17 protein-coding genes and 1 pseudogene are annotated in these 21066 nt (G+C 45.2%); 7 read left to right on the top strand and 11 right to left on the bottom strand.

Translation table 11 applies throughout. The annotated features are described in order from the left end of the window. Window positions 1–127 precede the first annotated feature (127 nt). On the top strand, window positions 128–1885 hold the full coding sequence (locus tag GJB61_RS00510) for a hypothetical protein (protein ID WP_154116100.1): 1758 nt from the start codon (window positions 128–130) through the stop codon (window positions 1883–1885). A gap of 69 nt (window positions 1886–1954) precedes the next feature. On the opposite strand, the gene GJB61_RS00505 is transcribed toward GJB61_RS00510, so the two are convergent. After that, window positions 1955–2440 carry a GyrI-like domain-containing protein gene (locus GJB61_RS00505; RefSeq protein ID WP_154116098.1) on the bottom strand — a complete coding sequence of 162 codons (486 nt, stop codon included), beginning with the start codon at window positions 2438–2440 and terminating at the stop codon, window positions 1955–1957. A gap of 116 nt (window positions 2441–2556) precedes the next feature. Beyond that, entirely contained in the window at window positions 2557–3144 is a 588-nt protein-coding gene (locus tag GJB61_RS00500) for an NAD(P)H-dependent oxidoreductase (protein WP_154116096.1), read from the bottom strand. 133 nt (window positions 3145–3277) lie between these two features. Between GJB61_RS00500 and GJB61_RS00495 the strand changes: the two genes are divergently transcribed. Continuing rightward, complete coding sequence (locus tag GJB61_RS00495; RefSeq protein ID WP_338115625.1) at window positions 3278–3706, top strand: MarR family winged helix-turn-helix transcriptional regulator; 429 nt, start codon at window positions 3278–3280, stop codon at window positions 3704–3706. A 36-nt stretch (window positions 3707–3742) separates the two neighbouring features. Further along, window positions 3743–4591 carry an NAD(+) diphosphatase gene (nudC, locus tag GJB61_RS00490; RefSeq protein ID WP_154116094.1) on the top strand — a complete coding sequence of 283 codons (849 nt, stop codon included), beginning with the start codon at window positions 3743–3745 and terminating at the stop codon, window positions 4589–4591. Between the two features lie 36 nt (window positions 4592–4627). Here nudC and GJB61_RS00485 read toward each other — a convergent pair whose 3' ends face one another. Then, window positions 4628–6457, bottom strand: a complete 1830-nt coding sequence (locus GJB61_RS00485; protein WP_154116092.1) for a stalk domain-containing protein — start codon at window positions 6455–6457, stop codon at window positions 4628–4630. 205 nt (window positions 6458–6662) lie between these two features. After that, complete coding sequence (locus GJB61_RS00480; protein WP_229521389.1) at window positions 6663–8684, bottom strand: methyl-accepting chemotaxis protein; 2022 nt, start codon at window positions 8682–8684, stop codon at window positions 6663–6665. Window positions 8685–9013: 329 nt separating this feature from the next. Here GJB61_RS00480 and GJB61_RS00475 point away from each other — a divergent pair, with 329 nt between their 5' ends. Continuing rightward, entirely contained in the window at window positions 9014–9295 is a 282-nt protein-coding gene (locus tag GJB61_RS00475; RefSeq protein WP_195724179.1) for a hypothetical protein, read from the top strand. Here GJB61_RS00475 and GJB61_RS00470 read toward each other — a convergent pair whose 3' ends face one another. Both GJB61_RS00470 and GJB61_RS00465 read right to left on the bottom strand, forming a co-directional pair. Continuing rightward, on the bottom strand, window positions 9296–10414 hold the full coding sequence (locus tag GJB61_RS00470; RefSeq protein ID WP_154116086.1) for a GNAT family N-acetyltransferase: 1119 nt from the start codon (window positions 10412–10414) through the stop codon (window positions 9296–9298). Between the two features lie 113 nt (window positions 10415–10527). Then, the gene (locus GJB61_RS00465; protein WP_154116084.1) at window positions 10528–11088 is read right to left on the bottom strand and encodes a TetR/AcrR family transcriptional regulator; all 561 of its coding nucleotides are present in this window, start codon (window positions 11086–11088) and stop codon (window positions 10528–10530) included. A 146-nt stretch (window positions 11089–11234) separates the two neighbouring features. On the opposite strand from GJB61_RS00465, the gene GJB61_RS00460 reads away from it, so the two are divergent. Continuing rightward, a complete protein-coding gene (locus GJB61_RS00460; RefSeq protein ID WP_154116082.1) occupies window positions 11235–12227 on the top strand; it encodes an SDR family NAD(P)-dependent oxidoreductase in 993 nt (330 codons plus the stop codon). A 163-nt stretch (window positions 12228–12390) separates the two neighbouring features. On the opposite strand, the gene GJB61_RS00455 is transcribed toward GJB61_RS00460, so the two are convergent. The 4 genes and pseudogenes from GJB61_RS00455 to GJB61_RS32470 all read right to left on the bottom strand — a co-directional run. After that, window positions 12391–14337, bottom strand: coding sequence for a methyl-accepting chemotaxis protein (locus tag GJB61_RS00455; protein WP_195724178.1), 1947 nt, complete (start codon window positions 14335–14337; stop codon window positions 12391–12393). A 445-nt stretch (window positions 14338–14782) separates the two neighbouring features. Beyond that, the gene (locus tag GJB61_RS00450; protein ID WP_154116078.1) at window positions 14783–16039 is read right to left on the bottom strand and encodes an acyltransferase family protein; all 1257 of its coding nucleotides are present in this window, start codon (window positions 16037–16039) and stop codon (window positions 14783–14785) included. Further along, complete coding sequence (locus GJB61_RS00445; RefSeq protein ID WP_154116076.1) at window positions 16039–16188, bottom strand: hypothetical protein; 150 nt, start codon at window positions 16186–16188, stop codon at window positions 16039–16041. The genes GJB61_RS00450 and GJB61_RS00445 overlap by 1 nt, the downstream gene beginning before the upstream one ends. A 518-nt stretch (window positions 16189–16706) precedes the next feature. Continuing rightward, window positions 16707–16926 (bottom strand): annotated as a pseudogene (locus GJB61_RS32470) (response regulator); the annotation flags it as partial. Window positions 16927–17307: 381 nt separating this feature from the next. Here GJB61_RS32470 and GJB61_RS00435 point away from each other — a divergent pair. Together GJB61_RS00435 and GJB61_RS00430 are read left to right on the top strand one after the other, a co-directional pair. Next, entirely contained in the window at window positions 17308–18762 is a 1455-nt protein-coding gene (locus GJB61_RS00435; protein ID WP_154116075.1) for a hypothetical protein, read from the top strand. A 141-nt stretch (window positions 18763–18903) separates the two neighbouring features. Then, window positions 18904–19761 (top strand): hypothetical protein, encoded by an 858-nt coding sequence (locus tag GJB61_RS00430; RefSeq protein ID WP_154116073.1) that lies wholly within the window; start codon window positions 18904–18906, stop codon window positions 19759–19761. Between the two features lie 588 nt (window positions 19762–20349). Here the strand turns inward: GJB61_RS00430 and GJB61_RS00425 are convergent. Further along, window positions 20350–21054 carry a hypothetical protein gene (locus GJB61_RS00425; RefSeq protein ID WP_154116071.1) on the bottom strand — a complete coding sequence of 235 codons (705 nt, stop codon included), beginning with the start codon at window positions 21052–21054 and terminating at the stop codon, window positions 20350–20352. Window positions 21055–21066 lie beyond the last annotated feature (12 nt).

Below are 21066 nucleotides of genomic sequence, written 5' to 3'. Positions count from 1 at the left end.
CCTGTGTCCGCTCAAACTTTCCATCGGTCATTCTGAACCAAATAAGGGATTCTCTGTCCGTCAAATCCACTTTTGGAACGGAGCTCAACTGATATTCTCTTATATTTCGAAAAAGAGGCTACCCTATATGACGATCAAACAAATATTAACCCTGCGCAATATTATGATTATTCTGTGTATTTTTATGTTTGTACTGCTCGGAGAAAAGATATTTCTGATCGCTGACAAAATAAAAGCGGTGCAAGCAGGCGATCGACTGTATGCTGCGGGCGATCTGATTGCTGCGGAGGATCAGTTCCGGCAGGCTGCAGCCAACCTGTCCATTCACTATAAAGAAGAGTCCATCGCCAGCCGACTTACGGAGTTGGCTCCCATAACAACGATCCGCAGCACCTTGAGCACACTGGTATTGTCTGCTCGTGCACAGGCTGCGACTAAGGATTTCACCGGATTCATGAGTAGCTATGAGGCCCTACTCAACCTGAAGACTACATATATGAAGCCCGGAGGTCCCTATGAAGCCTATTATCGCCAGTTATCGGCAGCTTCAGGCATTTCGGATCAGTTCACAGCCTATTTCAAGCAATTCAAGCAGCAATTTCTCACCGAGCTTGCAGAGAGCCAGACCAGTGTTGACACGAATGAGGATAGTTTCAAATGGAATCTGCTGCTCATTCCCGATGCTTATTACGGAGCTGCCGACTCCAAAGCAGAACAGCTTGCAACGAAATTTATGGCGCATGATACAGCTAAACTAAAGACCTTAGCGGCCGCAGGCAGCTTCGCCCCCATGCTGGATAGCGCCTTAACCCTGATGAACAATTACAACAGCCATAATTACAAGGCTCCATGGGTAAAGGAACAGACAGAAAGCAGCGGGAAAATTTTCTTGAATAAGGATGTGGATAGCGATGCTATCACCGCCTTTGCCGGACACGCTGTGGCTTATCGCAAGTTCGCCAGCTTAAGCGGCTTCACCTCTTCCAAGGTTCTAACTTTAATAGATAAAAATACAGCGAAGCTGGTTAAAAGTGCCGGAAAGTTGGCTAAGGCAGGTCAATATGCAGCGTCCATTCAATTATATGGGGAGCTTGCTCCGCTGCAGGATACTGCGCAAGAGGTTGCAGCCACAAGGTTAGCCTGGAATATCGCTGAGCCTGTCCGCCTGCTTCCAGGCGGTGAAGAGCAAGACAAATACACCAATATCATCTCCACCCGTGGACAATACGGAGCGAAGGTCGTTGTAGCCGGAACTGACAGCAGCGGACGCCTATATTATGGGGCCATGAATAACGATAATAGCGTAGTTACCTTAACCGGAGATATTCTTCCTGGATTCGAGCAACTACACAGTCTCAGTTTTGATGATCAATTTATGTCCTCCACCGAAGTGCCCGTTATTCTGGCTGAGGCCGTGCGGGCCGATGGACGAAATATATACACTGCGTATGAGCTGCAGTCGCAAGGTATTTCTGTGCTATTCTCACTTACTGGCGCAAGCTATGAGCTGCAGCCGGATGATTCCATTATTGTAACTAATGCAGACCTCGGAGACGGTGTTGATGACCAAACGGCCTTATACCGTAAATTGGACGGGGCTTACCAGTTTGTTGAAATCGTTCAGGAGTACCCAGTGATTACCATGTCAGAACTGGAGTATCATCCTTTTGAGAATGTATCGTTAAACTGCGATATTGGTGTAGACCTTAACGGCAAATGGGTGGCCAGCTCGGGTGGAAATTACCTCTCGCTTCAGGGTGATATAGGTTCTGTAACCGGCTCTACGGTGATCAGCGGGCAATTCCAGAATGGCTACGAGTTCATTATGACGGATATCGGGGAGCAATATGTGCCGGTGTTTGTGGTGGATAAGGTGGGGAGCTAAAGTTTGTGAGTACGTTTAATAAGCCTGAAGGAACGGGGGATAGCCTGTATCCTTCAGGTATTTTTTCTGTTAAGAAATAGCAATATAAATCTGTACCACAGCATTCTCAGGGTCCGAGCTACGCGAATCATAAAGCTCGAAATCACCACTGTAGGTTCTTAGCTCAAGCGGCGAATTCTGAAAATACGCCCAAATCTTGTTCCATGCTTGCAGAACCATTTCATAGACTGGGCCTTTATCCGTCGTAAATACCATGTAATTACTTGCTGGTAAAGACGCATAATAGAGACTGCTGTCTGTCGCTCCATCACCAGTTATAACACTATGCCCGAGAACTACGGTATAAGCCCCAGTCGCATCACTTTCGTACTCTGTATACAAAGCGTAGATATGTTCGGGGTGAAGAGTGGCTGTTTTTACCGCAAGATCACTGGCAAAATAATTCTTCCACAACCCTGGCAATACCCCATCCGCCCCCGCTTCTTGCTCATTTGTCGTACGAACACTAATTCCAGCCAATGTCATTCCCGGTTTGTGCACGATATAAGTCTCCATATATTCAGCCTCAATTCATTCTATTTGAGTTAAGTATACAGAGAGTAAGTAGACAGCTGTCTGTCCAGTTCCTGCAAAAAAGAAGTGGGGAGGATCGCGATTCTCTCTTCCTCTTTTCAACGATTGAGTGTACTAAAATAGCGATAAATCTTGTTCAGCTTCTCCTTCTGCTTGCCCTTTGGACTTTCCATGCTGCCAAATTCGAAGAACTTCACTTTTCGGATGCCAACATAACTGAATAGCGCCTTTCGCATCAATGCTTTGTGAGCATTATTGAGCATCAACAGTGGATAATGGGCCGGCCCTTTCATACTCGAAATACACACTACTGACTTACCTTTGAGCAGCCCCTCCGGCATAAGCTTGCCCACTTCCTTGTAGGCAAATCCCGATGCAAACATTTGGTCTATATAACCCATCAGCATAGCCGGTGGACGCCCCCACCAAATCGGATACACCAGCACAATTTTGTCGGCCCACATTAGCTGTTCTCTGTAAGTGGCAAAATCCGGGTCGGTATACATATCTCTGCGGCGTTTATTCTCATTAAAGACCAGAACCGGGTTAAATCCTTCCTCATACAAATCCAATACCTTTACCTCTTCTATATAAGCGTTCTCTTCACTCCCCCGCATGACTTCCTGTAAAAAAGCATAACTTAAGCTGCGATGATTGGGATGAGTATAAATAATGAGCATTTTCATAGTAAAGCTCCTTTACTTATCATTTGATAAGTAAAAGGTAACACATTTTGAATTTAGTTGTCAAATGATAATTATATTATGATAATTGTTTAATGATAACAATTCTGCTATCGTGTCAGATAGAGGTGATCTTGTGGATCAGAACATGTTGTTCCAAAAATTCGTGGCCTTTACAGCTGCCGTTCATCAAATAACGTATGACATGACCAAGGGTGTGAAATCCGAAATGATTACACCTGTTCAGTATAAGATTGTGGAGTATCTTGCCGTCAGTCAGCCGGTTACGCTCAGTGAAATCAGTGAATGCCTGCATATGTCGATGCCGAACACGAGCCGGGAACTGAAGAAATTAACGGAAAAGCAATTATGCGAAAAGGTGGCCGACGACGAAGATCGGCGCAAGCAATATATTCGTCTCTCTCCAAAAGGAAAAGCGATGATGCACGAGGCGTTCGGACAGATTGAGTCCCGATTTGTGGAGCGCGTCCAGCATATGTCTGCCGAAGAGCTTAAAGATATCGAAGCTGCGCTTGATCTGCTGCATAGCAAAGTATTTTATTAATCGTATATACAGGTAAAAGAAAAGGTGGTTATACTCATGTCCAACCGCAAAGAGAGCATTTATAAACGTTACATCCCGGCGGTAACCGCCGACCCGGACTTTGTAGACCCCTCTTACTGGTTCATCTTCAGCTCCGGCAAGCTGCTGGTACAGGACGTATCCGGCAGGCTCGCTATTCCGTTAGCTCAAAGTATTGAATCCCTCCCATTCGCTCCCAACCGAATATTATATCTCGGAACTCTGGAAGGTATTCCTTGTTATGCCGTGGAGGTGCCAGCGGAATCCCCCGAACCTGAGGGCCTGACCTTCCGCCCCCTTCGTTCATTGTATGAGCTTATGGATGAGGACCTATTTCACTTGGCGGGCAAGGCGGTGCAGACGATTGCTTGGGACGAAACACATCAATATTGCGGCCGCTGCGGTACGCTCACGGACCTGTCACAAAGTGAGCGCTCCCGAGTGTGCCCACAGTGCGGTTTGATCAGCTATCCACGTCTGGCTCCGGCGGTGATTACGGCCATTATGAAGGACAAGCAGATCTTGCTAGCCCATTCTGAGCATTTCCAGAATAATATGTACGGACTGATCGCTGGTTTCGTCGAGCCTGGAGAAACGCTAGAAGACTGTGTTCAGCGGGAAATCATGGAAGAGGTTGGCCTCAAGGTTAAGAACATCACGTATTTTGACAGCCAACAATGGCCCTTCCCTCATTCCTTGATGATCGGCTTTCTGGCAGAGTATGAGAGTGGTGAAATCACGGTGGACGGCGAAGAAATTGTCCATGCGGACTGGTTCGATCTAGACAATCTGCCCGTTATCCCCCCGAACGTCAGCATCGCGCGCAAGATGATTGATTGGCTTGTGGAAAGAGAAACCATGCGTTAAATCTATCATTATCATAGAAAGTGGAGATCGATGGGGCTATTGTAGAAAGACAGCCTTATTGATCTCTACTAACTCCTGATAGTCCAAGCCGTCAGTCGTAAAGGAATCTTCCCCAAATATATGATACGGACTGTAGCCAACCGCCCAAAGTGTACCGTCCTGTTTCAAAAATAAAGATTGCTGGCTTCCTGCATACACATGGCTGACCAGAGATACAGTCGTTATTCTAGTGGGTTCCTTGACCCGGCCTCCTAAAGTGGCCATACCAAGCTCCTCCGAATAATTCTCACCCCAGCCATACAAGCTGCCTTCGGCATCAATGGCCAAAAAATGATTTAATCCTGAAACGACCTCCACGATATTCTTCAACCCCTTGATCGGTGCAGGTGTTTCTGTGAACAAGTTCCCATTCCCGAATACTCCGTCATTCATTTCGCCCCAGCCCCATACGGTACCGTCTTGTTTCAAGGCGAGCGCAGCCGTACTATCAGTGGTTATAGCCTTTACATCCGAAAGCTCCTTCATCTGTACAAGATCAGAACTGTCAGATTGTGTTTTCCAAACCGTGCCATCTTTTTTTAAGATGACAGTAAATAAGAAGCCAATTTTGACCGCTTGGACATCCTTCCACTCCAGACGGAAGGGAGTGGGAAAAGTCAGACCGGAAGAATATACTTTGCCCAGCCTGCCGTTATAATTCGAACCCCAAGCGTAAACCGTACCGGAATTATCGATAACCATCGTAGCATACTGATTCTTCTCAATCGAAACGATATGCTGAAGTCCCTTTACCTGTCGGGGGATGACGGTTGCCTGATAATCATTTATTCCATTTCCCCAAGCCCCCGACTGATTAAGGCCCCACACCCAGACCGTACCATCCTGTTTCAAGGCGATTCCTGAGTTATTCTCAACCTTTGCTTGCAGCACATTATCCATTAATTTAGTCGGCTTCTCATAGAACTGCCCCCATACCCATAGCTGCCCCTCTGCAGTTACGATGGCAACCTGACTGGCAATACTGACACTTGTTATAGGCTGTGTGATAAAGGGTTCTGTATCACCCCAAGCCCCCTTGCGCAACGTCTGGGCCTCATTCTGTAAGGCAATGAATGACTCTTGCAGCTTGGCATCCTTTCTATTCACACTATTCTTCGCATATCCATCGACCACAAGCTGCCGGTTCAGCAAATTGCCATTCGCCATATATATGGCTGCCCACAGCTGTTTGCTTGAATCACGCCCTCCCCGGATATCCAGCTCAACTTGTGTTCCCACCGGAAGCAGCGCACGGACATACTCTGTGGCCTCCATTCCATTTCGGACAGGTGACAATCCAGCCAAGCCTACAGGCTCCACGACCGTATCGCCCTTAAGATTTCTATAATGTAGTTCGATATACAGCCCATCTAGAACCCGCGTAACGACCGCCTGCACTTTAGGTGGAGATTGGATGGACACCGTTCTCGTCATTTTATCCCACTCTACCTGTGCTCCAAATACTTCAGCCACAAAACGAGTAGGCATCATGACGGAGCCCTTTATTATTTCCCCCGGATAGTCGAGCTCGATCAAAGCTTCATCGGTTTCAGCAAACCTATCACCCAAATGGTAGCTAAAGTTCAAGTCTCCTTTTTTGACAAATAAGGTTTCCCGCTTGCTGTCCCACTCTACTTCTGCACCTAATTGTTCAAATATAGCCCGCATCGGGACAAGCGTATGGCCTTGCTCAATAACGGGCGCCACACTAGACATAAGTGGAACGTTATCCATCAGAACAACAATATCCGCTGACGTGGCGGAACTATAAGCTGAGGGAAAAAATGTAAATAGCATGAGTATTGCTGTGAAGAAAATTCGTTTCATGGTGTGCCTCCTATATTTTCTAAATATTGATATTCTGCTTCCGGCTTCTATTTCCTTTCTTTATAGTAAAAATAAGGCGCCTCCTGCCCTGAATTTTAATCAGTACCCGGACAGAAAGAAAAACAGCAATCACTGGGAATGTGATTGCTGCTTATTGAGATTAGCTTACTTTTTATAAAAAATTGATGTACTATTCGCCTCGAGTTTAGTTAACCTTGAATTGCGTAATTTGAGCTTGCAGTTCTTCGGCCATCCTAGCTAGCTCCTTAGAGGAACTAGCAACCTCCTCCATTGAAGCCAGTTGTTCTTCTGAAGAAGCAGCAACATTTTGCGAGTGGTTAGCGGTTTGCTTGGCAATTCCGGCCATCTGATCCACCGTTGAAGTTATTTCCTCGGTACCGGCTAACAACTGCTCAGATGAGGAGGAAACCTCCTGAATTTGGGTATTGATTTCGACGATCCCTTTCAATATATCAGTAAATAACTGACCAGCCTCGCTAACCATCATGGAACCTTCCTGCACTTTGCCTGCATTTGCATTCATAGACTTGACCGCTTTATGAGTCTCTAGTTGAATTTCCGAAACTAGGCTGCCAATATGACTGGCTGCTTGTGCAGTCTGCTCTGATAATTTCTTCACTTCTCCGGCCACTACGGCAAACCCTCGTCCATATTCACCAGCGCGTGCCGCCTCGATAGCCGCATTCAAGGCGAGCATGTTGGTTTGGTTGCTTATTTCAGTGATCAAGCCGATAATATTCCCGATCTGCTCGGACCTAGAACCCAGCGAATGGATCAATCCCGCTGTTTCGGTTACAGAATCCTCCATCTCTTTCATCTGGCCAATCGCCTGAGTCATTTTCACATTGCCATTTTGTGCCTGAATGGACACTTGCTCAGCCGTTTCAGCAGCATTGACAGAAGATTCGGCAATCCGCTGAACACCTATCGCCATTTCTTCCATCGCCCTTGCTGATTCCAGAGTGCCATGCAATTGAGTATCGGCTCCAGATGACATCTCCTGAATAGCGTTCACAACCGCTTCTGTTGTTTGATTCGTTTGATTTGCGCTAGTCATCAGTTGTTCCGAAGTTGAGGCTACCTGCAGGGAACTCTCGGCTACCTTGCCTAGCAGTCTCCTCACATTTTCAATCATTTGATTCATATGTTGCGCCATCGTACCAAATTCGTCGGAGCTATTGATCGTCAGTGTACGGGTAAAGTTCCCTCCCGCCATCGTTTGGGAAAGCTCATTGATCCGAATAAGCTTACGGGTAATAAATTGAACATAGAAATATACTGCCAACAAGGTAATCCCGAGCCCTATCAAACTAATTAGCACAATTGAACGGAGTAGTGAATGCAAAGGTTCATAGAGCTCCTTCTCGGGCATAACCAAACCCAGGAGCCAGCCTGTGTTAGGCAGCTTCTCATAATACAGTTGGTTAGTTGCCTTAGAATCAGAAAACTTGACCATGCCGCTGTTGTTTTTCAGCAATTCACTGCTTGCTGAAGCCAAACTTTTGTTCTTCTCATCGGTAATTTTCAGCTTCATTATCTTTTCTTTATCTGGTCCCGCTATGTAATTTCCTTGCTTATCGAGCAATATCGCCCAACCCGTCTTCCCTACCTTCGCCTTTCCGGTCTCTTCCTGCATCGTCTTTAAATTGATGTCTCCGGTTATGACCCCCAGCAACGATTGGTCTGCGTCAAAAAAGGGTACAGAAAAGGTCGCCATCGTCGTATCCGTTCCCGGATCATAGTAAGGGTCGGTAATCCCCATTTTTTCCATACCGATTTTATACCAATCTTGCTCTGGATAATTGTAACTTGGATCGCTGTATTGCTCGGTGGTGATTATCTTTTCACCGTCCCGGTAAGCATAAGTGGAGAAATACTTCTCATTGGGATCGTATCGATACGGTTCAAAATATATGCCCACGCCAAAGGTATCCTTATTAGACATTAATACGTTACTTAGAATGGTTCTGTACTGATCCAGCGTATAGGCGGATGCCTGGCTTTCCAAGGTTCGGGCCAGTACCTCAGGCACCTTGCTATGCGTGCTTAAATTGGCAAAGATTTCATTAGAGATATCGGATAACTGTACAGTCATCTTTTCTTGAATTTGGCTCTGAATAATGCTTTGGGAGTAATTATAAGAAAAAAGTGTGACGATTAGCAGTGTGACAAGAAATGCGGGCAAGATGGAAGCGAATGTTCTCATACGTATACTCTTAAAGCTAAATCTTTTGAACCTGCTTGAAACTACGTTTCCCATACTGTGGCCCCCTAAACAGCTATAACTAATTTAATGACTTAATCATTTTCAATCATACCTTTCAAATGTTGGAATCTGTCGAATAGTATATCAATTTGTTGTAAAATAGTGAAAATAACTAGTATTAGACACTCAAAGTTCGCAGTTTGAAATAGGCAAATAAGCCTTGATGTAACTGGGCAAACCGGTAATTCATTGTTGGAGTTGAAATTTGAATAATTTTGAGAGCTTCTTGCTAGGTGTCGTGGCGAATTACACTATCTAATGACTTTCAAATGGCCATCGAAGGTGATTACATCGGGTTGCTTTATCAAATTTTCAAGCACCATATTACTCAGTTTTATGACAAGATCATTCCCTTTCCAGATTGGACAGGCGCGAAGCGGAACTATTGGATTCACTTTATGAGTGCTGGTGTTTTTGAAATATGGGGGAACAAAATCATAGCATATCCGTATGCGAATAAAGCAAAAGCAACTCAGCCTTTAACAGGAAATGAGTTGCTTTTGCTTTTCATGAAGGTGCCTATTTGGGGTTATCATGATAAGTTGGATTAGTCAGTATTTATCAATCTTGTACCAGAATATAGGTAGCGGGAACCATCCTACGGGCGCATCAACTGCCATATAACGACTGTGTTGTGTAAGCAGAAGCGCCTGAGCCTGCTGCTTATTAAGGACAACTGCATCGGGCTTAGCAGACCGCTCGACAGTCACGCCACTGACATCCACTCGCACAGTAATCGGCTGACCGTCCATGACTGCGGAGAATTCCCCCTGGACAATCCCTGTGGTCTTAAACTTAAGCGTCAGATAAGCCTTCAAAACGTTGGCAAAATCCAGAATATGATACATATCAGATGTCTCGATAACATAGTTTTCAGCAATGCTGCCAAGAGTCATATTCAGCGGAATGTCATATTCCGGCGTATAAATAGAAATCTGCTCTGCGCTGCTATATGCCCTATAAGCCTTGATCGTCCGCGAAATATCGTCCGTATTTTCCATCGCGAATTCAGATATTTCATCGCCTGCTTCGTTTACGATCAGATACCCGATCAGCTGATCTTTATCCAGAACGCCCAGCGCCTTTTGATGGAGGGAGTTGAATATAAGTGGCAATTGCTGTACGTTACGTTCAATATAAGCAAGCCGTGAGGTGTTCATGCTATACGCAAAGGATTCTGCGCCTTCAATCTCGAATAACGGGACGAAGGATATTCCTGCGTCGTTCACATGCCTTAATCCATGACGCACGTTGGCCTCTCCCACGAAATACTTGAACTTTACACCGCCAAGAGTGAAGCCAAAATACTCATATCTCTGCCGCTGGCCATATAATACAACCATATCACACGTATTGCGCAGTTCTCTAAGCCACATGTCCATGAGCACCTTCATATGCCCTTCCCCACGCGCACGAGGATGGACCGATACGGTACCCAAATAGCAGGTTCGCAGAGTATAGTCACATACCGTCAAAGGCTCTGGAAAAACAGCCACCTGTGCGCGCAGACTGCCTTTCTCATCCACAGCAACCATATGCATGGCTGAAGAATCTACGTTCTTATCATATGCTTTGGGCATCAGGGTTTCAAAATCTAAACGAAAAGCATAGTTGGCTAAATCTATGCATTCATCGCGCTCATTCGGAGTTGCCATTCTGTATTTAATCATTTGACCTACCCTTTCAGTCTAAATATTAAACTACCCTCCTAGACTATAATTCTAGAAGCATATTTAATATCCTGCCAGTCATATATGACGGATCGCTCATTACCCCTGCCGCTTTATACCGCAAGTACGACTCCTAACAGGTCTTGAAGCATCTGGCGAAGCTCGGCTGAGTTCTTGGCGACGATTTTGAATCCTCGCAAAGCGCACGTTACAATATGCGCCATTCGCTCTGGAGGAAGACTCATTTTGCTGTCAGTAGTGTTATTATGCTCTGCCAGCAAAGCTACCAATACAGCTTCGAGCTTCCCGTAGGATGCATCGAGAGCATCCTGGGCAAACTGGTAGGAGCTGTCGGTGACTTCCCTCATTTCCGGTGAGTTTAACGCTAGGTCAAATTTGTCAATCGAGTACACTTCAAACACATACATCATTTTTTCCTCTGCCGTTTTCTCAGAAGCGAGCCCCTTTGTTATTTCTTCGATGAGATTATCACCGTACAAAAGAATCGTTGAACGAAATACCTCCTCTTTACTCTTAAAGAATAAATAGAGTCCTGCACGCGAGATTCCGGCTGCCTCAGCAATATCATTCATCGACACGCGCTTGTAGCCGTATTTGAAGAACACATCCAACGCAGTCGCAAGAATATACTTTTTCTTTTGATCTTCCATCATTTAACTCTCCAGTTGTATAGACTTTTATTTTTATTATATAGACACTTTACATTTTTTGTCCATATGAGTATTATGTACATGTAGACGATTTTTGTTAATTGTCTATATGGCAAGAACTCAGACTATAAGAAGGAGTCGATTTCATAATGGCAACTGTACAAAAACCGTTACATTCAGGATTTGGACCAGAGACTACCGCACAGGCGGCACTCGCAGGACGCGATATTCGAGGAAAGGTTGCGATTGTAACCGGAGGTCACAGTGGTATTGGACTGGAGACCACGCGGGTCCTTTCAAGCGCAGGAGCCACCGTCATCGTCGGCGCCCGCGATATAAAGAAGGCGCGGATCAATCTGGCAGACATGAAAAACGTCGAAATCATCCCACTTGACCTTGCGAACCCTCATTCCATCGATCAGTTCGCAACAGAATTCCTAAAATCAAACCGAGCCCTTGATATTCTGGTTAATAATGCAGGTGTTGCAAGCCCACCAGTGATTAAAGACGAGCGCGGCTTCGATACCCAATTTGCTACGAATCACCTGGGGCATTTCCAACTGACGGTTAACCTCTGGCAAGCGCTGAAAAAATCGGGCAGCGCCCGAGTAGTTGCTCTTTCTTCCATCGGTCATATATCGGGTCCCATTGATTTAAGCGATCTACATTTCAACAAGCGTCATTACAACAAGGACGTATCCTACGGCGAGTCCAAAATCGCATGCTCGCTCTTTGCAGTTGAACTGGATCAGCGAGGAAAAGACTACGGAATTCGCGCATTTGCTGTCCATCCTGGCGGGATTCTCACGGATTTGATACGGAACATGACAGATGAAGAACTAGCCCTCTGGGGTGTCCAGAAGCGTGAGGATGGTACCTACATCTCTCCTGAAGGCTTTAAGACCGTCGAGCAAGGTGCTGCCACGTCCGTATGGTGTGCGGTAAGTCCGCTGCTGGATGGAAAAGGCGGTGTATACTGCGAAAATTGCGATATTGCCGAGGTCGTTCCCGCCGACTACAAGGATCTCACCGGAGTACGCCCCTGGGCCATTGACACAGTAACGGCCAAGAAGCTTTGGACCCTTAGCGAGGATCTTCTCCAGATTCCACGTGATTCTATTCCAGCGGCCGCAAATAACTGAAACATGTGATCCTCAGACAACAAGCGGCTGATATGTTGAAGAGGCCACTACGGATCAAAAACGAAAACTAGCCAGTCTCCAATAACCCAGAGACTGGCTAGTTTATTTGCTTTTAAGGCTATGAAGTACAAAAAGTTGTCTCATTCTTAAAAAAGTGCCTTTCTCAAATTTTGAATTTGGATACGGCCTCAATCAGCTTGAGCGCGGTATCTTCCGTAGTCTTCATCAAATTCGACATACCCTCTGATTTAGTAAGCATCTCCGCTGTTCTCTCTGCAATGTCATGAGTTCCGACTGCACTCTCGTTATTGGAGTCTGTTACTTCTTTAATCGAATGGCTCACAGTTTGGATCGAAGCTAGGAGCTCCTCCGATGTTGCACTAAAATCAATAACCAAATTTTGGAATGTCTTTGCATCCTTGAAATACTGCTCTCCCGTATCAACCAAACGGCTATAATCATGAATTACCGTCTGATCGATAAACTCCAATGCCTTTTCCGAAGCCTGTGTTATCCCACTAACCGATTCCAGAACCAGTCGATTGACCTCTTTTATCCGATTGGCTGTTGCTGCTGAATGTTCAGCTAACTTGCGGATTTCAGTAGCCACCACTGCAAAGCCTCTGCCCGCTTCTCCTGCACGCGCCGCTTCAATGGATGCGTTCAAAGCGAGTAAATTGGTCTGGCTCGTGATCTGCAGAATGGAGGCAGTCAGCATGTTAATCTCCTCAACGGCATCCGCCTTCTTAATGGCGGTTCTCGATTCGGTTTCGATCACATTGCGAATCTCAAGGGCAGCATCTCTGGAATGGATGGCCTCTTCCCTTAACTGCTGTGCTCTACCAGAGATATCCTCTACCACCTCTGCCCCTTCTTGGGCTTTATCTGCGATGGAATGAACGGCCTTCGTGATTTCTTCCGAAGTAGCATTCATATGCTCTGTCAATGCTGCCGTTTCCTGCATTCCAGCGGACATCTGCTCTGTTGTAGCAGATACGTCCTCCACTTGCGAAGCCAATTCCGCCATTCTTTCGGAGGATTGATTGATATTGAGCTGAACATTGGAGGTTTCGTCTACAACCTGCTTCAGTACCATGCGAATGGAGCCGGTCATCGTTTCCATCGAGCGAGCGAGATTCCCTACTTCATCGCTGCGTTTCAGTAAACGAGGTGATAGGGTGTTCGTAAAATCTGCCTTTGCAAGAATATCCACATGACGGGATAAGCGTTCAATGGGTCTAGCAATCAATCCTGCAAGCAGGATTGATAGAAGGATCACGATGACAATCGTCGATCCAACCAAAATCTTGGTCAAGAACGATATATGATCAATCTCTTTGTATACCTCCGATTTTGGGACCGTTACGATAACCTTCCAGTCTGTTCTGGGAACGGTTGCATATGCCGCATGCTTGCTTATTCCTTTATCATCCGTATATGTAAAAACTCCGCTATCCTCCACCATCACCTGGTTCTTGATTGCATTCGTAAAGGATTTGCTTGTGATCACCTTTGTATAGTTTTGATTCAACATCTTTTTATCCGGATGGTAGATAAAATCACCTTTACTGGATATCATGAAGCCGTATCCCGTTTCCTCGATTTTAATTTTGCCGATATATTTCTTCAAGATATCAATCTCTGCAAGACTGACAATGATGCCATTGAATGCTTTTTTCTCATTTAAGATAGGAACACTGAAAGCGATATTCATATTACCTGATTTTTTATTTATAAATACATCACTGATAGTAGCTTTTCCCGTATCACGAGGGATGCGGAAATAATCTCTCTCGCTAAGGTCATAGGCAGTTTCACCGGTACCAATTATACCATTTGCGGGTACCATCGATGTCGAGGAGACCTCCGAATCTATTACACCAATAGGCATTACTAGTTTGTTGACATCCTCATAACTTAGCTTATTGAAATCCTTGGTATTTGCAATCATTTCCTCTATGGAAGATATTTTCACACCCATCCAATCATCAACGATATCTGCATTACTGCGAGCCAGAGTGAGCTCCTTATCCGAGATACTACTCGTTGTTTCCTTGTTAAACTGACTCATTTCAATAGAGGAAATGATATTAAGAGGGATCAGCGACATCAACAATATTAAAACAGTGATACGAAACCGCATTCCCTTGACCATCTTCTTGAAATTAAAATTTCTTAGTTGTTGCATTGGATTGAAGTGGTCAACGGATTGGGTCTTTTTGTTGAAAATGGGCTGCTGGTCTTTTTGCATACTATCTCCCCTTATGGATAAATCATACATTCCTCGACATCATATCACAACATTATACAATTTACGACAAATTCCGTCACGATTTTCGCGATATTTTCACGAGTTTGTCGTTAGATTGCCATGAATATAAGTAATTGTAAACATAAAGAAAAACCCCCTAATAATAGGGGGCAGTATAACTTGCTTATTTGTAAGCATCCGGAGCAAATCTACCGGAAAGCGTCATTTATGATACGATTCCCCGCGATTTCTGTAACGGCAAGTTTTGTCTTGCCCCTATGAACCTTTTCTCGTTCCCACAAACTTATGCGGCTTTACCCGAGTGTGTATCCGTCCGCTTGCTTCGAAAGAACGGCTTGCCCTTCGACCAATTGATGAACGGCTGCTCTATTACATAATAAGAGATCGTCGCAGCCACATACGAGATTGCGACGACGGATACACTGATGCCGAGCCAGCGCCACACATCCCGAATCCCGGAATTGTGATAATCCTTAATGCCGTACTTTTCGATTAACGTAATGAACAAATAATGCCAAATATACAGGCCGAACGAAATTTTTGCGGTAAACCGGAAAAAGCGGTTATCAAGCAACCGTCCTAATATCACGCTGAACGGTGCCGACAGCAGCACGACTCCGAACAAAATGGCATAAGCCGGGAAGTAGTATGGCTGCTGCTGGAGGCTGAAGACGAATTCGCCCTGTTGGCGCATACGCCAGATCAGCAATCCGGCAAGACCTAAAGCGACTGCACCGACAGCGTCGAACAGCCCGAGCTTGCGGAGCCGCTCCATTGCAGTGCCGTGCTGCATGAGTGCGGTCGTTACGCCCGCCGCCAGGATGCCAATGGAGAAGTGGCCGAAGAATCCGACGGGATTGTAATTCGGCATCCAGAATTTCGCACCGCCAATCAGACCATAATCCCAGCCCCGGTTCTGCTCGCTTGGCGTAAACCAATGATGGATGAGAGCGTTTGCGACAAGCACCAATCCGAACGCGATGACCCAGAATAAGATCGCTTTTCCAAACGAACGCCGCTTGCTGAGCACAAACAATACAGCCATAAACAAAGGCATAAGCACGTAGCAAAACACCTCGAAGCTGATCGACCAGAATGGCCCATTCAATTCGGACGGGAAAAACGTTGTATAGTGGAAGCCCGACGTAAACGTGAAACCCGTTATGATTCGCCGCCACAAAAACTCCGTAGGAATGTCCAGTCTCCATACAAGCAACAGACAAACCAGGAATGAAACATAGAAACCGGGCATAATTCTTGCAGCACGGCGCAGTGTATACGTCCGGACACTCGGATACGGCTCATTCTCTAAGTAAGCACTCCAAAAGGGGAACGACAACAAAAATCCGCTTAATAAGAAAAACAAGCTCACCCCGCTGTTCCCTAGCAAGAAAACCGACTGCATTTCTTGAAGCCAAGGCTTTTGTGCGGGCATCACCAGCCGTTGTGACAAATGATGCAGGATGACGGACAGGCAAGCGATCGCACGAATGCCATCCGCACCTGTTAATCGGGTACTGCCTAACTGAATCTTTGACATCAGCTTAATTTCCCCTTTTCGCAAATGATTCCCAGACGAATGACCGCCCGCGTAGACAAAGAAATGGCCGTCAAACTGAACCGGATAACCGAAGCCTTGAACGCCGCATCCGTATGCCCACTACTCCCCTTCCCAACGGCGCTGCACATCGATCTCAGGTACTCCTATATTTCAATATATTATAGGAAAACCCTTCAACAATTTCATTATTCATCCAAAAAAATACGAGCCGAAATGGCATTTCTCTAAGCATGAGCGCCGCATTTTGGACAAAGCCCACGATGCTCAGGGATTCCGTCGAACCATCCAATTGAAAGTTGTATTGACAATAATGCCGGCAACCCAGCCACTGCTAGAAGGTTTGAGCTAAGCGTCTTCTTGACACATACGCCGCCATTAATAATCCGATGCTAATTAACATATAACTTAGACTCGGAATTAATGAACCCCCTTCTGATAACCTTGTGCCCAGAAAATCAAGATAGGGTATCTTGTTAAATGGACCCATACCTGATTGGGATGCTCGCATAGAAAGAGTAGCACTCAAATTCTTTAGCCGGACAAGGGATATCGATTCCATTTACAGTCAGTTGAGCGGCGCTTTTATTAACAGCAAACAAACCAAAATCCATAATGTTTGAGTTCAGTTGAATAGGCGCTCTATACAGATTTTGTCGACGCAATTGAGCGCGGATTCTGGCCACAACTTCCAAGGGATTGAACGGCTTGGGGATATAGTCATCCCCTTCGATGCCAAGTCCCATTAATTTATCAAAATCCCCGGACCGTGCGGTCAGAAATAGTATAGGCACCGATGTAAACCTGCGGATCTGTTGGCACAGCTCGAACCCATATGTATCTGGAAGCATCACATCAAGCACAATGAGACGAATGAAGCTGCTTCCACAAGGCGCATAGCTTCCCTTCCCGTGGTTGCCGTAGCAATTTGTTTGAATCCTTAGAAGATTTCCGTAATTGCTGAGCAGTGTGTATTTAATAAGTTTAGCGGTATGTCTCCATCCGAGTTCCGCAAGCAGCAGGCCTCTTCCTACACAACTTCAACCGTGCTGTCCTTGATGCACGCATTATCCAGCCAAGTTACCTTATGAGAGTGTGTTCACCGGAGACGTATATTGGAAGCCCTGTTCGGCGTAACATTTGCAGGCGAAATTTTAGAATATCCTATAAAACTTCTTAACAAACTACTAGAATTGGAATATAATTGTATTGTAGTAAAAATAACCAACAAAAGATAGGAGATTGTAATAATGAAAAAGAAGCTTTCTATCATTATCGTCATGAATCTAGTTTTAAGCTTAGCCTTTGGCCTCAATGCGTTTGCTGCCGATGACATGGCGGAATCGGAGGCTACCACTGATACTCATGCCACAGAACAGGTACTGCAGCCGAGTGGAGAGGTTATTTCCGAGCTTACCAAAGCTGCGCCTGAGATGGATTCATCGAAATTGAAGCAGCACCAAGTTAAGGCATCGGCGAATTTGAAATCGGCTTCAACGGCTTCGAAAACGCAAAAAGGATTAATAGCGGCTCCACAATCTATTAGCGCTACAGCGGAGACTTATACATATACGGGCTACATTCAACAGGAAGGTACATCCTCTTATTTATACCCTATTTATGTACAGCCGGGGAGCATACTACAGGTCCAAATGGATAGTCCGGCATCAGCGCAGCTTGATTACGATCTATATCTCTATGAATTTGATATGTCCACCGGGGAATTGAACCCGAATCCGATTGATTATTCGATTTATGGAACTTATTTGAATAACTATGGAAATGGACCTGAGACCTTGGCCGAAAATGTCGGCACGAGAAACGTTACTGCCGGTTCCAAAGCCTACTTGATTGAAGCCTATGGCGCAGTTGGAGCCAGCATTAACGATCCGTTCTATTTTACAGTTTCGACAAGCTCAACCTATGATGCATTCGAGACGGACGAGAATGCACTTCATGCCTATCCTTTCACGGTGGCGACAGGAGGTTCTACTGTTGTAAGCCGCTCCATCAATTCGGAGGTAGATCAGGATTGGTATAAAATCACGGTTCCTGAAAGCAGAAATTATGACGCAATGCATATTGATTTGGACCAAGCGTCTGTGGGCAATGGCAACAAAGCTGAATTGTACGGCGCATTAAGCAATAATCGGATGGCATTGATCCCCTCCCAAAATGGCAACGTGTCACTGGGAACAGGCACTTATTATCTGCGAGTTTATACGACAAACGCCTATTCGGATACCAACTATTCACTCCATCTGCAGCCGGTATTAAGAGCCGACAAACTTGTTATAACGGGCTATAACTCCAATGGCGGTCCCAATGATTACCCTAGCTATGCATACGGACGCTACTACCGGATTACAGGAAATAGCTTTACGGTGACCGGCGTTGCTGCGACCTCGGATAACTATGCCGTAGCCAATTCGGAAGTTGAAGTCATTTGGGAGAATGAGTATTGGACCGAAGGCAGCAATAACAGATATCGGAGCGGAAAGGCATGGACAAACAGCAGCGGCCAATTCTCCATTACGTTATCCCTGCCTTCTTCAACCGGAAGCGTTAGCCAATATTTGCCCGGCGCCATAAGCTTCACTCACTATTATGACATTTGTGGCGTGTTGGCAAAAGTAACGGATCGCCCTAGCACGATCGATACGGATATTGTGTATCATTTTGCCTACAGTATTTACGGAGGTTAATAAGATCGACGAAAGAGCAATGGGCGGTGGAATAAATCGCCCGTTGCTTTTTTTTGCCCATTAATATAAAGAATATGGAATAATATTCCGATATTATGGATATAAGAGGAAAATTTAAATAAAAGGAATAGGGGGATAATTATGAAGATTTATAGCTCGACCCAGTATGATTTAAATTTATACCTAAATTCGAAACAGCATACCGATAAACCGGCCTTGGTCACAGGCACGATAACCGAATTGTCGCATGACGCCGATACAGTGGAAATCAGCCCGGCTGCCAGACAGTTAGCGGCATCCGATATTGTGAATCATTCGGCTACATATTTTGGAACTGTTCAAATCAATGATTCGCTGAATCGTCTTCTCAAAGATCAACCGTCGGAGGTGAAGGAAGCTGTTTACGGCATTATTCAATCTAATTTCATTACAGACGTAACCGGAGAAGAGGAAAGAGCAGCGTTATTAGAATTGGGACTCACTCAAAGTAAGTATATCGCAGACAACTACATGAAAGATGACGAAGCAGCGGAATTTATGAATACGATTCGTCAAATCGGAGCCATCTCCAAAACCAGAACTGTAGACCCTGAAACGAAAGAAATCCATTACAAAACACCGCCGCAAAGGCCTATTGGGGCTCCGGAGGATTATATAGATTTGACCGATATAATGCAGAAATTCGAGCCAGAAACCCTTGATAAGCTACAGGAGACTATTGCGAACGGAAAAGACTGGGGTAGCATCTTGCGAACCTTCGCTGAGAAAGTATCAACTCGTAAGGATTGGGTGCAGGAATACAGAGAGGGAGCTGCCAAACAGATCGGGGACATCGTCGGCGAAAACAGATTCGGGAATGTTTCTACTGCCAGCTTGACTGAGTTTGTCAAAGATATCAAGAACATAATTTCTAATGCCGGATTTGAAAATACTGGGTTTATAACAGACAATATAGAAGCTTTTATGCGCACGTTGAGAAACCCGAGAATGGTGTCATAACCGAAAAAAATGAGGGAACCGTTCAAGCTCTTTGCCGGACGCTTCTCTCATTTTTTTTGTTAATCGCATCCGCCTTCTAAATAAAGTCCATTCTGTAATAGAGAACACCGGCGTATAGCTTAAGGAGCATCGAGTTCAAGATTGAAGTGCCCAAGAAAACCCAGCGGATAAGTACGCTAGTATTGCCCTATAAGACCCTTTTTTATGGCTGTTTTCTCGCAAGCATGAAAGACAACGAGTCCTAAAATCAAATATACGAGCGAATTTAACAATAACACTCCATAGTCAGACCAAGGCAGTTCAGTCAACGTCAGATCGTTAATCATCACGGTTCTTACCATACATACTTATCATAGTAACTACAATGATTGGGATCGTTGTCATGGGATTAAGACTTAACCACTGTCCAGAGCAAGATGACTATAATAACAGACTGTAAGCCAAATTGCCCGGTGATCTGCGTAAGCATATCCGCAAGGTTTGAGATCGATACTGGAAGATTTTATAACGGATGAACTAAGGTAACATTAATGATTGTGGAGTGAAAAAATTTGCCATCACTTGTGATGTTCGTTCAGATTACAGAGCTCAGTCCAGAAGCGTGTACATAAGGATACTTTCAACCTTTGCATCTTTTATGTGAAATGTCATGACATCCACATAATTTGCCGGCGAATACCGATAATCATCCTCTTCGTTAGGTCCTCCATTTCCAATCAGATTGCCTTCGGGATAGGCTTCTTTCAACATCTCGACACTGTCGCCAACTTTGATATTTCTGACTGTGGAATATTTGGGGTCGGTAATTTTTATATTGAATATATAGAACTTTTTGCCTTCAGCCGCATCAATGGTTTTTATCTCAAGCCCGGGAAATTTATATTGCTTCTCGGTGAACCCAAGCAGTGTGTCCATATTTAACCCATCGTCTTTGGAATAGGTGTGGGATTTTTTCTCGACGGCATTTCCCAGCATGCTTTCAAGCTTTTCATCGTCAACAACGTCAGCAATGGCAACGGTGTGATCTTTATAGACCAATGCAAGCTCCTTTAGGATCACATTCCCGTCTTTTCGAATGGTGCCCTCCTTGATCACCTCGGAACCGGAGTTATTGCCGGCTGAATTACCGGGTGTTAGATCGGCTGGAGCCGCAGTTGCAACTTCAGTTGCCTCGGTGGTAGCAGTGGATGTAGCCGCCGACGTATCACCCTGGTTTGCCTGGCAGCCTGCCAAAAGTGTCATAAGCAATATTACGAGCAACATCAAGGCTGCTGATTTTCTTAATACTTTCATTCTTACCCCTCC

It is taken from the genome of Paenibacillus monticola (genome assembly GCF_009664975.1).
Classification (GTDB): domain Bacteria; phylum Bacillota; class Bacilli; order Paenibacillales; family Paenibacillaceae; genus Paenibacillus_AQ; species Paenibacillus_AQ monticola.
This window is presented reverse-complemented; position numbering and strand designations above follow the sequence as displayed.

Bases quoted from the DNA above. Each gene is read 5' to 3' on its own strand.
- GJB61_RS00455 (WP_195724178.1), bottom strand. From the start codon at position 14,337: ATGTCGCTGATCCCTCTTAATATCATTTCCTCTATTGAAATGAGTCAG.
- GJB61_RS00470 (WP_154116086.1), bottom strand. From the start codon at position 10,414: ATGATTAAATACAGAATGGCAACTCCGAATGAGCGCGATGAATGCATA.
- GJB61_RS00425 (WP_154116071.1), bottom strand. From the start codon at position 21,054: ATGAAAGTATTAAGAAAATCAGCAGCCTTGATGTTGCTCGTAATATTG.
- GJB61_RS00475 (WP_195724179.1), top strand. From the start codon at position 9,014: ATGGCCATCGAAGGTGATTACATCGGGTTGCTTTATCAAATTTTCAAG.
- GJB61_RS00450 (WP_154116078.1), bottom strand. From the start codon at position 16,039: ATGTCAAAGATTCAGTTAGGCAGTACCCGATTAACAGGTGCGGATGGC.
- GJB61_RS00500 (WP_154116096.1), bottom strand. From the start codon at position 3,144: ATGAAAATGCTCATTATTTATACTCATCCCAATCATCGCAGCTTAAGT.
- GJB61_RS00510 (WP_154116100.1), top strand. From the start codon at position 128: ATGACGATCAAACAAATATTAACCCTGCGCAATATTATGATTATTCTG.
- GJB61_RS00435 (WP_154116075.1), top strand. From the start codon at position 17,308: ATGAAAAAGAAGCTTTCTATCATTATCGTCATGAATCTAGTTTTAAGC.
- GJB61_RS00465 (WP_154116084.1), bottom strand. From the start codon at position 11,088: ATGATGGAAGATCAAAAGAAAAAGTATATTCTTGCGACTGCGTTGGAT.
- GJB61_RS00430 (WP_154116073.1), top strand. From the start codon at position 18,904: ATGAAGATTTATAGCTCGACCCAGTATGATTTAAATTTATACCTAAAT.
- GJB61_RS00485 (WP_154116092.1), bottom strand. From the start codon at position 6,457: ATGAAACGAATTTTCTTCACAGCAATACTCATGCTATTTACATTTTTT.
- GJB61_RS00505 (WP_154116098.1), bottom strand. From the start codon at position 2,440: ATGGAGACTTATATCGTGCACAAACCGGGAATGACATTGGCTGGAATT.
- GJB61_RS00445 (WP_154116076.1), bottom strand. From the start codon at position 16,188: ATGTGCAGCGCCGTTGGGAAGGGGAGTAGTGGGCATACGGATGCGGCG.
- nudC (WP_154116094.1), top strand. From the start codon at position 3,743: ATGTCCAACCGCAAAGAGAGCATTTATAAACGTTACATCCCGGCGGTA.
- GJB61_RS00460 (WP_154116082.1), top strand. From the start codon at position 11,235: ATGGCAACTGTACAAAAACCGTTACATTCAGGATTTGGACCAGAGACT.
- GJB61_RS00480 (WP_229521389.1), bottom strand. From the start codon at position 8,684: ATGAGAACATTCGCTTCCATCTTGCCCGCATTTCTTGTCACACTGCTA.